Consider the following 15012-nt stretch of genomic DNA (forward strand, 5'->3'; position numbering starts at 1 on the left):
TACGCCCGACACGCCTGGGCCCCTCGGCTGCGGGTGACAATGATCGCGACGAGAGAGGGGCGGTACGCCGGTGCAGTGGTCGTTGGTCATCCCCCTGAAGCCCCTGTCCCGGGCCAAGAGCAGGCTCGCGGACACCGCGGCGGACGGGGTGCGCCCCGGGCTGGTCCTCGCGTTCGCCCAGGACACGGTGGCCGCGGGCCTCGCGTGTCCGGGGGTCGCGGATGTGGTGGTCGTCACGGACGATCCCCGCGCCGGGCGCGAGTTGTCCGCGCTGGGCGCGCGCATCGTCCCGGACACCCCGGCGCGGGGCCTGAACGCGGCGCTGGCGCACGGGGCGCGGGCGGTACGGCGGATACGCCCGGGGGTTGCCGTGGCCGCGCTGAACGCCGATCTGCCGGCGCTGCGGGCGGGCGAGCTGGCACAGGCGCTGGGCGCCGCCGCCGAATTCCCCAGGGCTTTTCTCGCGGACGCGGCGGGGGTCGGTACGACATTGCTGGCGGCCGGTGCGGACCGGGAATTGGACCCGCTGTTCGGCCCCGGGTCACGGACGCGGCACCGGGGGTCCGGCGCGGCGGAACTTCTGCTGGGGGGTGTGGATTCGGTACGGCAGGACGTCGATACGGGGGACGACCTGCGGGCGGCGCTCGCGCTGGGGGTCGGACCGTATACGACCGCGGCGTGCGCGTATTTGCCGGCCGAGTGGCCCCCGTAAGGGGCGCGGGGCCGTATCGGTGTGCGGCTCCGCCGCGTGGGCGCGATCAGTCACGACGGGCCCGCGGCCGAACGGCCGCACGCACTACCCTGAACCCCATGCAGGCCACCGCGTACACGTACGACAGCGACACCCGGAGCGGGCAGGTGCTGCTCGACGACGGCACCCCCGTGCCCTTCGACACCGCCGCGTTCGACCGTGGCGGCCTGCGGCTGCTGCGGCCCGGGCAGCGCGTGCGGATCGAGACGGAGGGAGCCGAAGACTCCCTGCGGATCACCCTCGTAACGCTCCAGACCCTGTAACTCCCCTTACACACGCCGCGGGCCGGACTCCGGTGGGAGTCCGGCCCGGCGCGTGAGTGCCCTGGTCGACGGCCTGCGCCTAGGGGCTTTCGGTTGGATCAGGCTGGATCAGGGCCCGCGAGCCCGGCGTGATCCGAACGAGAGGCCCTAGCGCGCGGTGGCCTTCTTCGCGGTGGTCTTGCGGGCCGTGGACTTCCTGGCCGGCGCCTTCTTCGCGGTGACCTTCTTCGCCGGGGCCTTCTTCGCCGTCGTGGTCTTCTTCGCCGTCGCGGTCTTCTTCGCCGTCGCGGTCTTCGCCGCCGGCGTGGCCTTCTTGGCGGTGGTCTTCTTCGCGGTGGTCTTCTTCGCCGCCGCGGCCGTGGTCTTCTTCGCCGTCGTCTTCTTGGCGGTGGTGGTCTTCTTCGCGGCCGCCTTGGCGGTCTTCTTCGCGGCGGCCTTCTTCACCGTCGCCGCGGCGCCCCCGGTCAGGCTGCCCTTGGGCGCCTTCTTCACCGAGACCTCGCCACCGCGCGGGAGCTTCTTCGAGCCGCTCACCAGGTCCTTGAAGCCCTGACCGGCGCGGAAGCGCGGCACGGAGGTCTTCTTGACCCGAACCCGCTCGCCCGTCTGGGGGTTACGGGCGTACCGGGCGGGGCGGTCCACCTTCTCGAAGGACCCGAAACCGGTGACCGAGACCCGCTCGCCCGCGACGACCGCGCGGACGATGGCGTCCAGAACATGATCGACGGCTTCCGCCGCCTGCTGGCGGCCGCCAACCTTCTCGGCAATCGTTTCTACGAGCTGCGCCTTGTTCACGTCTTCCCCTTCGGAGACATCGCCAGAACGAATGTGTTCAAGCTTTTTCGCACGTTAGGCAGATATATACCGCAAATCAAACACGAAACGGGCTTATCACCCTTGTGCCGCAACGGACTCGGCGTTCTCGGGCTGTTCAGCGGTCCTCGTCGGGGATCCGTCCCTCGTCGAGGTCCGCGGTGAACCGCTCAAGCCGCCTTGCCGCACCGGCGAGATCGTGCTTGGCCGCGGCCGTAATGACCAGCAGCTTCCGGGTCAGCGCCATCCGTACGCCCTCCGGGACTTGCAGTGCGCGCACTCTTGCGTGCGCTTCCTTGAGTTGGTTCGCGACCGCCGCATAGAGCTGGAGTTGGCCGTCGTGTCCCATGCACAGATTGTGCCATCTGGGGCGAGTTGTCGCCTGCCCAGGGGGCAACTCCCGCCACAAATGGCCTTCCAGGGCCTTGCGGACGGCGCGAACCTCTGCCTCACCTACCCTCCCAACGCCCTTCATAACACGGGAAGTTGAGAAGATCCCCTGAGCCAGAGGGGTCCGCGGGGGCCCCGACATGCCTGTACCCCCGATCGGGGCGATCGGGGGTACAGAGGGGTCTGTTGGGTGGCCGAAACCCGACCCTCGCGGGATCCGGGGCAGCCTACCGGGTCAGCCCTGGAGGGTCTGCGGCTTGTAGGCGGGCCGCCGCTGCTCGTACGCGGCGATGTCGGCCTCGTTCCGGAGGGTGATGGAGATGTCGTCCAGGCCGTTCAGCAGCCGCCAGCGGGAGTTCTCGTCCAGCTCGAAGGAGGCGGTGACGCCCTCGGCCCGCACCTCGCGCGCTTCGAGGTCCACCGTGATCTCGGCACTCGGGTCGGCCTCGGTCAGCTCCCACAGCGCGTCCACGATCTTCTGCTCCAGAACCACGGTGAGCAGGCCGTTCTTCAGCGAGTTACCACGGAAGATGTCCGCGAACCGGGAGGAGATCACGGTCTTGAAGCCGTAGTTCTGGAGCGCCCAGACGGCGTGCTCACGGGAGGAGCCGGTGCCGAAGTCGGGGCCCGCGACCAGCACGGTGGCACCCTGCCGCTCCGGGCGGTTGAGGACGAACTCGGGATCCTTGCGCCAGGCCTCGAAGAGCCCGTCCTCGAACCCGTCCCGGGTCACCTTCTTGAGCCAGTGGGCGGGGATGATCTGGTCGGTGTCGACGTTGCCGCGGCGCAGCGGGACGGCCCGGCCGGTGTGGGTGGTGAAGGCTTCCATCGTTCTCAGACTCCAGCGGGCGTACGGTCGTCGGTCAGGTCGGCCGGGGCGGCCAGGTGGCCCAGGACGGCGGTGGCCGCCGCGACCTGCGGCGACACCAGGTGGGTACGACCGCCCTTGCCCTGCCGGCCCTCGAAGTTGCGGTTGGAGGTGGAGGCGGAGCGCTCGCCCGGGGCCAGCTGGTCCGGGTTCATGCCCAGGCACATCGAGCAGCCCGCGTACCGCCACTCGGCGCCGGCGTCCTTGAAGACCACGTCCAGGCCCTCGGCGGCCGCCTGGAGACCGACCCGCGCGGAGCCCGGCACGACCAGCATCCGTACACCGTCGGCGACTTTGCGGTCCTTCAGGATCGCGGCGACATTGCGCAGGTCCTCGATGCGGCCGTTGGTGCACGAACCTACGAAGACGGTGTCCACCTTGATGGAGCGCAGCGGCGCTCCGGCCTCCAACCCCATGTATTCCAGGGCCTTTTCGGCGGCCAGGCGCTCCGATGCGTCTTCGTACGAAGCCGGATCGGGGACCTGTGCCGAAAGCGGCGCGCCCTGGCCGGGGTTGGTGCCCCAGGTGACGAACGGGGACAGCGCGGCGGCGTCGATGACGACCTCGGCGTCGAATTCCGCGTCGTCGTCCGTGCGCAGCGTCCTCCAGTACGCGACGGCCGCGTCCCACTCGGCGCCCTCGGGGGCGTGCGGGCGGCCCTTGAGGTACTCGAAGGTGGTCTCGTCGGGGGCGATCATGCCCGCGCGGGCGCCGGCCTCGATCGACATGTTGCAGATGGTCATCCGGGCCTCCATCGAGAGCTTCTCGATGGCGGAGCCGCGGTACTCCAGGACATAGCCCTGGCCGCCGCCGGTGCCGATCCGCGCGATGATCGCCAGGATCAGGTCCTTGGCGCTGACGCCCTCGGGCAGTTCGCCGTCCACGGTGATCGCCATGGTCCTGGGGCGGACCATCGGCAGCGTCTGGGTGGCCAGCACATGCTCGACCTGGGAGGTGCCGATGCCGAACGCCAGCGCGCCGAACGCGCCGTGCGTGGAGGTGTGGGAGTCGCCGCACACCACGGTCGTACCGGGCTGGGTCAGGCCCAGCTGGGGGCCGACCACGTGCACGACGCCCTGTTCGACGTCGCCCAGCGGGTGCAGCCGCACCCCGAACTCGGCGCAGTTCTTGCGCAGCGTCTCCAGCTGGGCGCGCGAGACCGGGTCGGCGATCGGCTTGTCGATGTCGAGGGTGGGGGTGTTGTGGTCCTCGGTCGCGATGGTGAGGTCGAGGCGGCGCACCTGGCGGCCGTTCTGGCGCAGCCCGTCGAAGGCCTGCGGGCTGGTCACCTCGTGGAGCAGGTGCAGATCGATGTAGAGGAGGTCGGGCTCGCCCTGGGCGCGCCGGACGACGTGGTCGTCCCAGACCTTTTCCGCGAGTGTCCTACCCATCGCTTTCCCTCCAGGCCGGCACGTGCGCGCCGACCCAACTAGAGATCTTGAGGGCGGCGCCCGCACCCCTGTTCCCGGGCGTCCGCCGCCGGGCCCGTCGATGGACGGGCCGCCGTGTTCATCCAGAGTGGCGCGTTCCGAGGAAAATTGAACTTGCGTTTCACAGAGTGAGACGTGAGTATCGTTGCATGGACAACAGTAGCGGCGTCGGCGTTCTGGACAAGGCGGCCCTCGTCCTGAGCGCTCTGGAGTCCGGTCCGGCCACCCTCGCGGGTCTGGTCGGAGCCACCGGACTGGCACGACCCACGGCCCACCGCCTGGCCGTGGCCCTGGAACACCACCGCATGGTGGCACGCGACATGCAGGGCCGGTTCATCCTCGGACCGCGCCTCGCGGAGCTGGCCGCGGCGGCGGGCGAGGACCGTCTGCTGGCGACGGCGGGCCCCGTGCTCACGCACCTGCGTGATGTCACCGGCGAGAGCGCGCAGCTCTATCGCCGCCAGGGTGACATGCGGATCTGCGTGGCCGCGGCGGAACGGCTGTCCGGTCTGCGGGACACCGTCCCGGTCGGCTCCACGCTCACGATGAAGGCCGGTTCCTCGGCACAGATCCTGATGGCCTGGGAGGAGCCCGAGCGGCTGCACCGCGGCCTGCAGGGCGCCCGCTTCACGGCGACGGCCCTGTCGGGTGTGCGGCGGCGCGGCTGGGCGCAGTCCATCGGCGAGCGCGAGCCGGGCGTCGCGTCCGTCTCGGCCCCGGTGCGCGGCCCCTCCAACCGCGTGGTGGCCGCCGTCTCCGTCTCCGGCCCGATCGAGCGCCTGACGCGCCACCCGGGCCGTATGCACGCCCAGGCCGTCATCGACGCCGCGACCCGCCTCTCGGAGGCCCTGCGCCGCACGGGCTGAGCGTTGTCCTCGTGGGTCCGCCTCAACGCCGCGGCGGACCCACGAGGGGCTCGGCAACCGGTCTCAGGCGCTCTTCTCCCCCGCCGGCGCCGGCGCCGACCGGTGGGCGAACCGGTCCTTCGCGTAACGCCCGCGCGCGGCGAGCGGCACCTGCCCGTGCGCCGCCGCCAGCCCGAACGCCGGCATGTCCGCGTAGATCGACTCGTACGACCCCTCGGGCACGACATACGCCTCGTGCCAGATCCCCACCTGACCGCGCGGCTTCCCGGCCCGCTCCATCCGGTTGATCCGGGCCCAGACCTTGTGATGGAAGGCGTCGGGCGCGGTGGCATAGGCGTACAGCTTCTCCTTGGACTCCCAGTACTGCACGACGTAGTACGTGCGCGGCGACGCCGTCAGCAGCACCTTCTCCCGCAGCCCCCGCTCAGGGTCCCGCGCCAGGTCACGCAGCATGCGGAGCATGGCGTACATCGCGGGCACCCACAGATGCACCGCCCGGAAGCGGTTGATGCGCATGCCGATCAGCAGGACGACGACATCGCCCTTCGCGTCGGCGGTCGTACGGGACACCATGGCCTCCCCCTTCATCGCGTGCTTGGATAGTGCTCTTATCCAAGAAGGGGCGCAAGACATGCGGCTGGCCGAACTGAGCAGACGCAGCGGGGTCTCCACCGCGACGATCAAGTACTACCTGCGCGAGGGCCTGTTGCCGCCGGGCCGGCAGCTGAACGCGACCACGGCGGAGTACGACGAGGAGCATCTGCGCCGGCTGCGGCTGGTGCGGGCGATGGTCCAGGTCGGGCGGCTGCCGGTGGCGAAGGTGCGCGAGGTGCTCGGGCATGTGGACGACGAGTCCCTGGGCAGCTCGATCCGGCTGGGCGCCGCGCTGTGGGCGCTGCCGCAGGTGCCGGAGCCGGACGAGGACGACGCGTACGTGCGGGCCGCGCACGAGGAGGTCGCGGCGCTGGTGGACCGGCTCGGCTGGGAGAACGCCCAGTGCCTCGCGGCCCTCTCCCCCGCGTACCGCTCGCTGGTGGTGACGGTGGCCGCGTTCCGCCGCCTCGGTTACGACTGGGGGGCCGAACAGCTCGCGCCGTACGCGGAGTTGATGCACCGCACGGCCGTGCTCGACCTGGACAAAATGGAGACGCTGCCGCCGGGGGCGGAGCGGATCGAGTTCGCGATCCTGGGGGCGATCCTCAACGAGCCGGTGCTGCGGGCGCTGCACCGGCTCGCGCAGGAGGAGGAGACGACGCGGCGGTACGGCTTCGAGTGAGCGGGGCCGGGACCGGGACCGGTTGTCGGAAACGGCGAAGGCCCTCCACCGAGGTGGAGGGCCTTCCCTGTGATGTACCCCCGACCGGATTCGAACCGGCGCTACCGCCTTGAGAGGGCGGCGTGCTAGGCCGCTACACAACGGGGGCCTGGACGCTGCGTTTCCGCAGGTCCGAGCTGGTCTACCTGGACTCGAACCAAGACTAACTGAACCAGAATCAGTCGTGCTGCCAATTACACCATAGACCAATGATGGTTTAGACCAGTCGTACCCCCGACCGGATTCGAACCGGCGCTACCGCCTTGAGAGGGCGGCGTGCTAGGCCGCTACACAACGGGGGCCCTAGCGATCCCGACAAGATCAGGATCAGTACCCCCGACCGGATTCGAACCGGCGCTACTGCCTTGAGAGGGCAGCGTGCTAGGCCGCTACACAACGGGGGCTTTGCAGATAAGCTCTGCGAGCTGGCCTACCTGGACTCGAACCAAGACTAACTGAACCAGAATCAGTCGTGCTGCCAATTACACCATAGGCCACTGGAACTCAACCCCCTGAGGGGTTCTTGTTCTAGTCTGCTCCTCGGGTTTCCGGCCTTTCGGCCCGTTCCCCTCGGCGCAGGAAGAACATTACCCGAAGGTGGACGGGGCTCCAAAACGAGTATCCGAGCGGAGCGGCCCGGGGAGTTCGGACAGGCCCGCGACGGGGTGCGCGACGCGACAGGGGCGGCACCCGGAGTTCCGGGTGCCGCCCCTGCGTCGTGCGGGGAGCCTTACGCGGTGAGCCTCGTCAGGGCCGCGTCGATGCGGGCCAGGGTCGTCTCCTTGCCCAGGATCTCCAGGGACTCGAAGAGCGGGAGGCCGACGGTGCGGCCGGTGACGGCGACGCGGACCGGGGCCTGCGCCTTGCCGAGCTTGAGGCCGTGGGCCTCGCCGGCGGCCAGGACGGCCTCCTTGAGGGACTCGGGCGACGTCCAGTCCGCGGCTTCCAGCTTCTCGCGGGCCGTGCGCAGCAGGGCGTCGCTGCCCTCCTTCATCGCCTTGGTCCAGGACGCCTCGTCGAAGACCGGCTCCGGCAGGAACAGGAAGTCGACGTTCTCGGTGATCTCGGAGAGCACCTTCAGCCGGGTCTGGGCGTGCGGGGCGATGGCCTCCCACTTGGCCTCGTCGAACGCCTCCGGCGCCCAGGGGGCGAACGGGGCCTTCAGCCAGGTACGGCAGCGCTCGGTGAACTCCTTCACATCCAGCAGCCGGATGTGGTCGGCGTTGATCGCCTCGCACTTCTTCAGGTCGAAGCGCGCCGGGTTGGGGTTCACGTCGGAGATCTCGAAGGCCGCGACCATCTCCTCGATCGTGAAGATGTCCTTGTCCGCGGAGAGCGACCAGCCCAGCAGGGACAGGTAGTTGAGCAGGCCCTCGGGCAGGAAGCCGCGCTCGCGGTAGAGGTTCAGCGAGGACTGCGGGTCGCGCTTGGAGAGCTTCTTGTTGCCCTCGCCCATCACGTACGGCAGATGGCCGAAGGCCGGGGTGCGCTGGGCGATGCCCAGCTCGGTCAGCGCCTTGTACAGCGCGATCTGGCGCGGGGTGGAGGAGAGCAGGTCCTCGCCGCGCAGCACGTGCGTGATGTCCATCAGCGCGTCGTCGACGGGGTTGACCAGCGTGTACAGCGGGGCGCCGTTGGCGCGCACGATGCCGTAGTCCGGCACGTTCTCCGGGGTGAAGGTCAGCTCGCCGCGCACCAGGTCGTGGAAGGTGATCGTCTCGTCGGGCATCCGGAACCGGACGATCGGCTGCCGGCCCTCGGCCTCGTACCGCTCGACCTGCTCGGCGGACAGGTCGCGGCAGTGGCCGTCGTAGCCGGAGGGCTTGCCGGCGGCGCGGGCGGCCTCGCGGCGGGAGTCCAGCTCCTCCTGGGAGCAGTAGCAGCGGTAGGCGTACCCGCCGTCCAGGAGCTTGCGCGCGACGTCGGCGTAGATGTCCATGCGCTGCGACTGCCGGTACGGCGCGTGCGGGCCGCCGACCTCGGGGCCCTCGTCCCAGTCGAAGCCGAGCCAGCGCATCGAGTCGAGCAGCTGGTTGTAGGACTCCTCGGAGTCGCGGGCCGCGTCGGTGTCCTCGATACGGAAGACCAGGGTGCCCTGGTGGTGCCGGGCGAACGCCCAGTTGAACAGGGCGGTGCGGACCAGGCCCACGTGGGGGTTACCGGTGGGCGAGGGGCAGAAACGGACGCGGACGGGAGACGGGGAGGAGGGTGCGCTAGCCACGCTTGACAACCTTGTTGGTGAGAGTGCCGATGCCTTCGATGGTGACGGCGACGTCGTCGCCGGCGTTCAGGGGGCCGACCCCTGCCGGGGTGCCGGTGAGGATGACGTCGCCGGGCAGCAGCGTCATGGCCTCGGTGATGTTGACGATCAGGTCCTCGATGGGGTGGATCATCTCGCTGGTGCGGCCCAGCTGGCGCTGCTCGCCGTTGACGGTGAGCTGCACGGTGAGGTCGTTGGCCCTGGCGAGGTCGAGGTCGGTCTCCACCCAGGGGCCGAGCGGGCAGGAGCTGTCGAAGCCCTTGGCCCGGGCCCACTGCTTCTCGCGGCGCTGGACGTCACGCGCGGTGATGTCGTTGGCGCAGGTGTAGCCGAAGATCACGTCCTTGACGCGCTCCCGGGGCACCTCGCGGCACATGCGGCCGATGACGACGGCCAGCTCGGCCTCGTGGTGCAGTTCCTCGGTGAACGAGGGGTAGCGGATCTCGTCCCCGGGGCCGATCACCGAGGTGGACGGCTTGAAGAAGGCGAACGGGACCTCGGGCACCTCGTTGCCCAGCTCCCGCGCGTGTTCGGCGTAGTTGCGGCCGAAGGCCACGACCTTGTTGGGGAGGACCGGCGGGAGCAGCCTGACCTTGCTCAGCGGCACCTTGGTGCCGGACAGCTCGTGGTCGGCGAAGGGGATGCCCTTGATGATGTCGAGGACGAGTTCGTCCTCCCTGTCGCCCTCGACCGCGCCGAAGGCTACGTTCCCGTCGATGGAGAACCTGGCGATGCGCACGGGTGCTTGCGCCCCTCACTGAGAACCGGCGTACTGACGCCCAAGGTTAACCGGTCGGGCGGCGCGATGTTCGGCCGGGAGGGCATGGCGAAGGGCTTTTCCGGGGCCCTTATGCGCTTAAGGGGAATTCCCGTTTCCGGTGTTTTCGGGGCCGCCGACGCAGTGGTGTCGCACCCTGCTCGCGCCGCTGACCTGCGGTGACGCCGTCCGCCCGGGTCGGGTGGCGGGGACCGGGACGGCTACGGCGCCCGCCGTCGCCGTACCCGATAAACGCGACGGCGCGAATGCGCTGGAAAACATGTGCGGCCCGTCGCGGGGGCCGCCGAAAAGACGAGCGCGGCCCGGAAGATCATCGCCGTCGGGTGATCTTCCGGGCCGCGTCCCGGGGTGCCTCGGCCGCCTCGGCCGTCACTCGCCGGCGGTGGCCGCCACGGCCTCGGGGAGGTCCATCAGGATGGTGCGCCGGGGGTTGGCCGTCTGGGCGGGGAGTTCGACGGACTGCTCCGGCAGCGCGGGCGTCTGCAGCTCGCCGGCGTCGTCGAGGTGCGCCAGGGTCGTGCGTCGCGGGTTGGCTATCTTGCGGAACATCATCGTCGTCTTCACGGTTGTACGCGTCCTAGTCCTGTGTCGGCGGGTGACAGTGCGGGGTGACAGATACGCCCCTCATGTAAAGCGTCAGGCTAAACATCCGATTCCCTGACCAACTCGCCAACCTGCCCTGATGGTTATGTGATTTTGCTCACCAACACGGGGACAAACAGGTCAATTCCGGCCTACAACCCGCCCTAACGAAACGGACATTGAGTGCTGGAAGCACTCATTCCGCTGCCGATCATGGCGACTGGGACACGTGCCACCGGGCGGCAACTCGCAGGGATACGTCCGTTATGGATGAGATCGACTTCCACGACTGGTGACCCGACATGCACACCCTGTCACGGTTGTCACAGCTCGGCACACGGCCCTTGTTGGAGATCCGCCACTGTGCTGGAATTCCACGGACCGCCGCAGGATCGACCCGGCGCGCAGGGGCGCAACGCAGCGCCGAGTGGCGGCGAGACAAGGGGGAACCAGCGCCGGTCACTCAAGACCACCGGGGGGCGTTTTCAGGGCGCCTTCCACGACGCCGACACCGTGTTCCACCGCTCGCGCGGAGGGACGCCTGGTCCAGAGGTTGCGACGCTAGTGCAGGGACGTTTCAAGAGGGATGGCAGCGCTTCGGCGGAGCCGGAGCCGCACGACGGGACTGGCCCCATGAAGGGCAGCGCCTCTCCCCAGCACGCCCAGAACCCGGGCCAAACCCCGCCCGGCGAGGGCCCCGACCGCGCACGCCCCGGCGCTTCGGCCTCCCCCGGCAAGGGCTCCGCCTCCGGCAAGAACTCCGGCAAGGGCTCCGCCTCGGGCAAGGGCTCGGGCAAGGCCTCCGGCTCGGGCAAGGGCCCCGGGAAGCCCGCGGGCGGCGCGTCGGCCGCGAAGCCCGCCCCGGCCGCGAAATCGGCGCCGGCGCCGGCCAGTTCCGGCTCCCGCATGGCCCTGCGCAACTGGCGCATCTCGACCCGTCTGGTCTCGCTGCTCGCGCTCCCCGTGGTCGCGGCGACCTCGCTGGGCGGCCTGCGCATCAACGAGAACCTGAACGACATCCAGCAGCTCGACAACATGAAGCTGCTGACGGACATGACCAAGCAGGCCACCGAGCTGGCCGCCGCGCTCCAGGAGGAGCGCGACCAGTCCGCCGGTCCCCTCTCGCACGGGCTCAGCGCGAGCGACTACACGGTCAAGGGCTACCAGCAGAAGACCGACCGGGCCCGCGCCAACTTCCTCGACGCCTCCGAGCAGATCGACGAGGCCAGCAAGGACGGCCAGCTCCAGGGCGTGCGCGACGCGCTCGTCGGCCTCGCCAACCAGCTGGACGACCTGGCGAAGATCCGCCGGTCCGCCTATGAGTCCACGGGCAACTCGACCCAGACCATCGAGTCGTACCACCGGCTGATCACCCAGCTGATCGACCTGTCCCAGGACATGGCCGAGGCGTCCAGCAACCCCGAGATGATCTCGCGCACCCGCGCCCTGGCGGCGTTCTCCACCGCCAAGGAGTACGCGTCGGTGCAGCGCGCGACCATCGCCGCGGCGCTGCCCTCGACCACCACCAGCAAGGCCGACCTCTCGGAGAACGACCGCCTGTACGGCGAGTCGGCGTACGAGAGCGAGAACTCCGAGCTGGCGATCTTCCGCAAGATCTACGCGAGTCAGAACGCGGAGGAGCTGCTCAAGCCGATCGACGGCGGCAACAACCCGACGATCGAGTCCGCGGACACCTACGCCAAGCGCGCCTTCGCGCAGCGCGGCGGCCTGTCCGACCTGCCCGCGCGCTCCTACCGCGACTGGGTGGACGACAGCTCGACCAAGATCGAGCAGATGAAGAAGATCGAGCACACGCTGCTCGAGGACATGGAGCAGAAGGCGCGCGAGCTGAAGAGCGCCACCCAGCGCGACGCCATCATCTCCGGTGTGCTGATCCTGCTGGTGCTCGGTGTCTCGCTGGTCGGCGCGTTCGTCGTGGCCCGCTCCATGATCCGCTCGCTGCGCCGGCTCCAGGAGACCGCCACCACGGTCGCCCAGGAACGCCTGCCCGAGCTGGTCAAGCAGCTCTCCGAGTCCGACCCGCAGGACGTGGACACCTCCGTGGAGTCGGTCGGTGTGCACTCCCGGGACGAGATCGGCCAGGTGGCCGCGGCCTTCGACGACGTGCACCGCGAGGCGGTCCGCCTCGCCGCCGAGCAGGCCCTGCTGCGGGGCAACGTCAACGCGATGTTCACCAACCTCTCGCGCCGCTCCCAGGGCCTGATCCAGCGCCAGCTGTCGCTCATCTCCGAACTGGAGTCCCGCGAGGCCGACCCGGACCAGCTGTCCTCGCTGTTCAAGCTGGACCACCTCGCCACCCGTATGCGCCGTAACGGCGAGAACCTCCTCGTCCTCGCCGGTGAGGAGCCGGGCCGCCGCTGGACCCGTCCGGTGCCGCTGGTCGACGTGCTCCGCGCCGCCGCCTCCGAGGTGGAGCAGTACGAGCGCATCGAGCTGGCCTCCGTGCCGACGACCGAGGTCGCCGGCCGGGTCGTCAACGACCTCGTGCACCTGCTCGCCGAGCTGCTGGAGAACGCCACCTCGTTCTCCTCCCCGCAGACCAAGGTCAAGGTCACCGGTCACGCGCTGCCCGACGGGCGGGTGCTGATCGAGATCCACGACACCGGTATCGGCCTCTCCCCCGAGGACCTCGCGGCGATCAACGAGCGGCTCGCCTCGCCGCCCACCGTGGACGTCTCCGTCTCCCGCCGCATGGGTCTGTTCGTGGTCGGCCGGCTCTCGCAGCGCCACGGCATCCGCATCCAGCTGCGCCCGTCCGACTCCGGTGGCACGACCGCGCTGGTCATGCTGCCCGTGGACGTCGCCCAGGGCGGCAAGAAGGCTCCCGGCAAGGCCGGCGGTCCCGGCGCGGTCGGCGGTCCGGCCGCCGCGCAGGCCGCCGCCGGTGCGGCCGCGGCCCGCCGCGGTGGCGCGGGCGCCCCGGGCGGCGGCGGTGGTCTGCTCGGTTCCGGCGGCAGCGGTTCGCGCGGCCAGGTCGGCGCCGGCCAGGGTCCCCGGGCCGCGCTGCCCGGCAACGGCCAGGGCGGCCGTCTGGGCGCGCCCGGTGGCGCTCCCGCCGGTGCCCCCGGCGGCGCGCGCGGTCCGCAGCGGGGCGCCGCCCCCGGCTTCGGTGCCCAGGCACCGAACGCCCCGCAGAACCTCCAGGCCGCGAACCCGGCCGCGCCCCAGGGCCTCCAGGCCGCCAACCCGGCCGGTCCCCAGCAGGACCTGTTCGGCGGCCGCGGCTCGCAGCGCGGCGCCGGTGGCGGCGCCGACCAGGGCCGCCAGCCCCAGCTGCCGCCGCGCGGCGGGCCGCGGGCCGAGCTGCCCGGCGGCGACTCCCGGCGCGGCCAGGACTGGAACGACGGCCGGTCCTCCCTCGACACCCCGCGCGGCCACGACGAGCAGGACCCCTCGGGGACCGCGCAGATGCCGGCGATCGACGACCGGCAGGGCCCGGGCTCGACCGCGCAGATGCCGCGGATCGATCCGCACGGCCCCGCCCCCACGGGCGACTTCGGCCGTCCCGAACTGCCCGGCTCCCAGGGCGCGGACCAGTACGGCCGCCCGGAACTGCCGCAGCAGACCGGCCAGTTCCAGCGGCCGGACACCACGGGTCAGTACCAGCGTCCGGACGCCGGCCAGCACACCGGCCAGTTCCAGCGCCCCGAATCCCCCCAGGACACCGGCCAGTTCGCGCGGCCCGACAGCACGGGCCAGTACCAGCGCCCGGACGCGGGCCAGCACACCGGCCAGTTCCCGCGGCCGGAGGCGCCGCAGCACACCGGGCAGTTCCCGCAGGCAGACCCGGGCCGGTACGCCGGTCAGGACACGGGCCAGTTCCCGCAGGCCGAACTCCCGCAGCAGACCGGGCAGTTCCAGCATCCCGACGCCGGCCGGCAGACCGGCCAGTTCCAGCAGCCGGGGCAGTACAACGCCCCGGCCGGGCAGCAGGACGACAACTCGTTCGTGCGCTCGGACGTCTTCGGGACGCCGGCCCGCCCGGAGGAGCCCGCCCAGGACACCGGCCGGTACGCGGCCCCGGGTGCCTACGACAACAGCGGCACCGGACAGCACGCGCTGCCCGGCCACGCCGACCCGGCGCACACCGGGCAGTTCGAGCGCCCGCAGCCGCCCGCCCGTGACGACTTCGGCGCCCCGCGCCCGCCGGCCCCGCAGCAGGTGCCGGCCCACCAGGAGCGCCCGGTGCGCGAGCCGGAGGCGCTGCCGCCGGCCAGCGGTCCCGGTGACGGCCGTACCCCGCTGTTCGACACGCTGGAGACCAACTGGTTCCACGGCGCGGCCGGCCAGCAGCAGGGCCAGCCGCAGGGGGCGCCCGCCGAACAGCAGCAGCCGCCGCAGCAGCCGCAGGCCGCGCAGCGCGACGCGGCCGCCGCCACCGGCTCGTGGCGTGCCTCGCCGAACGACGAACTCGTGCGGCAGGCGGAGCGGGTGCGCCAGCCCGCCGCGGGCGGTATCACCACGTCCGGCCTGCCGCGCCGGGTGCCCCGGGCGAACCTCGTACCGGGCACGGCTCAGCAGCAACAGCACCAAGCTGGTCCGCAGGTCTCCCGTGCGCCCGACGACGTACGCGGCCGGCTGACCAATCTCCGTCGGGGCATCGCCCAGGGTCGTCAGGCCGGTACCGGCCAGACGGGCAGTCACCCGAGCCCCACTCACCAGCAGGAGCGTTAGT

General features: G+C 70.9%; 13 protein-coding genes and 5 tRNA genes. 5 read left to right on the forward strand and 13 right to left on the reverse strand.

Annotated elements, in window-relative coordinates; translation table 11 throughout:
* Positions 1-70 precede the first annotated feature (70 nt).
* Together cofC and QHG49_RS10825 are read left to right on the forward strand one after the other, a co-directional pair.
* Positions 71-712, forward strand: coding sequence for a 2-phospho-L-lactate guanylyltransferase (cofC, locus tag QHG49_RS10820; protein ID WP_301489058.1), 642 nt, complete (start codon positions 71-73; stop codon positions 710-712).
* Positions 713-810: 98 nt separating this feature from the next.
* Positions 811-1014 carry a hypothetical protein gene (locus QHG49_RS10825; protein ID WP_301489069.1) on the forward strand — a complete coding sequence of 68 codons (204 nt, stop codon included), beginning with the start codon at positions 811-813 and terminating at the stop codon, positions 1012-1014.
* 147 nt (positions 1015-1161) lie between these two features.
* Here the strand turns inward: QHG49_RS10825 and QHG49_RS10830 are convergent, their stop codons facing one another.
* The 4 genes from QHG49_RS10830 to leuC form a co-directional block, all read right to left on the reverse strand.
* Positions 1162-1809 (reverse strand): HU family DNA-binding protein, encoded by a 648-nt coding sequence (locus tag QHG49_RS10830; RefSeq protein WP_301489071.1) that lies wholly within the window; start codon positions 1807-1809, stop codon positions 1162-1164.
* A 136-nt stretch (positions 1810-1945) separates the two neighbouring features.
* Complete coding sequence (locus QHG49_RS10835; RefSeq protein WP_037654633.1) at positions 1946-2176, reverse strand: hypothetical protein; 231 nt, start codon at positions 2174-2176, stop codon at positions 1946-1948.
* Between the two features lie 276 nt (positions 2177-2452).
* Complete coding sequence (gene leuD, locus QHG49_RS10840; protein ID WP_145485619.1) at positions 2453-3046, reverse strand: 3-isopropylmalate dehydratase small subunit; 594 nt, start codon at positions 3044-3046, stop codon at positions 2453-2455.
* Positions 3047-3051: 5 nt separating this feature from the next.
* Positions 3052-4476: a 3-isopropylmalate dehydratase large subunit gene (leuC, locus tag QHG49_RS10845; protein ID WP_145485620.1), complete on the reverse strand. Its 1425-nt coding sequence runs from the start codon at positions 4474-4476 to the stop codon at positions 3052-3054.
* A gap of 188 nt (positions 4477-4664) precedes the next feature.
* Here leuC and ndgR point away from each other — a divergent pair, with 188 nt between their 5' ends.
* On the forward strand, positions 4665-5381 hold the full coding sequence (gene ndgR, locus QHG49_RS10850) for an IclR family transcriptional regulator NdgR (RefSeq protein ID WP_037654641.1): 717 nt from the start codon (positions 4665-4667) through the stop codon (positions 5379-5381).
* 63 nt (positions 5382-5444) lie between these two features.
* Here the strand turns inward: ndgR and QHG49_RS10855 are convergent, their stop codons facing one another.
* Positions 5445-5954, reverse strand: a complete 510-nt coding sequence (locus QHG49_RS10855) for a DUF4188 domain-containing protein (RefSeq protein WP_370530452.1) — start codon at positions 5952-5954, stop codon at positions 5445-5447.
* A 58-nt stretch (positions 5955-6012) separates the two neighbouring features.
* On the opposite strand from QHG49_RS10855, the gene QHG49_RS10860 reads away from it, so the two are divergent.
* Positions 6013-6657, forward strand: a complete 645-nt coding sequence (locus QHG49_RS10860; protein WP_301489080.1) for a MerR family transcriptional regulator — start codon at positions 6013-6015, stop codon at positions 6655-6657.
* A 75-nt stretch (positions 6658-6732) separates the two neighbouring features.
* On the opposite strand, the gene QHG49_RS10865 is transcribed toward QHG49_RS10860, so the two are convergent.
* The 8 genes from QHG49_RS10865 to QHG49_RS10900 form a co-directional block, all read right to left on the reverse strand.
* Positions 6733-6805: transfer RNA gene (locus QHG49_RS10865), tRNA-Glu, on the reverse strand.
* Positions 6806-6833: 28 nt separating this feature from the next.
* Positions 6834-6905 (reverse strand) — tRNA-Gln (locus tag QHG49_RS10870).
* Between the two features lie 20 nt (positions 6906-6925).
* Positions 6926-6998 (reverse strand) — tRNA-Glu (locus QHG49_RS10875).
* Between the two features lie 29 nt (positions 6999-7027).
* Positions 7028-7100 (reverse strand) — tRNA-Glu (locus QHG49_RS10880).
* A gap of 21 nt (positions 7101-7121) precedes the next feature.
* Positions 7122-7193, reverse strand: a tRNA-Gln gene (locus QHG49_RS10885).
* Positions 7194-7426: 233 nt separating this feature from the next.
* A complete protein-coding gene (gene gltX / locus QHG49_RS10890; protein ID WP_159705329.1) occupies positions 7427-8917 on the reverse strand; it encodes a glutamate--tRNA ligase in 1491 nt (496 codons plus the stop codon).
* Positions 8910-9695 carry a fumarylacetoacetate hydrolase family protein gene (locus QHG49_RS10895; protein ID WP_301489083.1) on the reverse strand — a complete coding sequence of 262 codons (786 nt, stop codon included), beginning with the start codon at positions 9693-9695 and terminating at the stop codon, positions 8910-8912. The genes gltX and QHG49_RS10895 overlap by 8 nt, the downstream gene beginning before the upstream one ends.
* A 408-nt stretch (positions 9696-10103) precedes the next feature.
* Positions 10104-10298: a hypothetical protein gene (locus QHG49_RS10900; RefSeq protein ID WP_145485625.1), complete on the reverse strand. Its 195-nt coding sequence runs from the start codon at positions 10296-10298 to the stop codon at positions 10104-10106.
* A 582-nt stretch (positions 10299-10880) separates the two neighbouring features.
* Here QHG49_RS10900 and QHG49_RS10905 point away from each other — a divergent pair.
* The gene (locus QHG49_RS10905; protein WP_301489085.1) at positions 10881-15011 is read left to right on the forward strand and encodes a nitrate- and nitrite sensing domain-containing protein; all 4131 of its coding nucleotides are present in this window, start codon (positions 10881-10883) and stop codon (positions 15009-15011) included.
* Position 15012: the final 1 nt, after the last annotated feature.

The organism is Streptomyces sp. WP-1, assembly GCF_030450125.1.
Taxonomy (GTDB): Bacteria; Actinomycetota; Actinomycetes; order Streptomycetales; family Streptomycetaceae; genus Streptomyces; species Streptomyces incarnatus.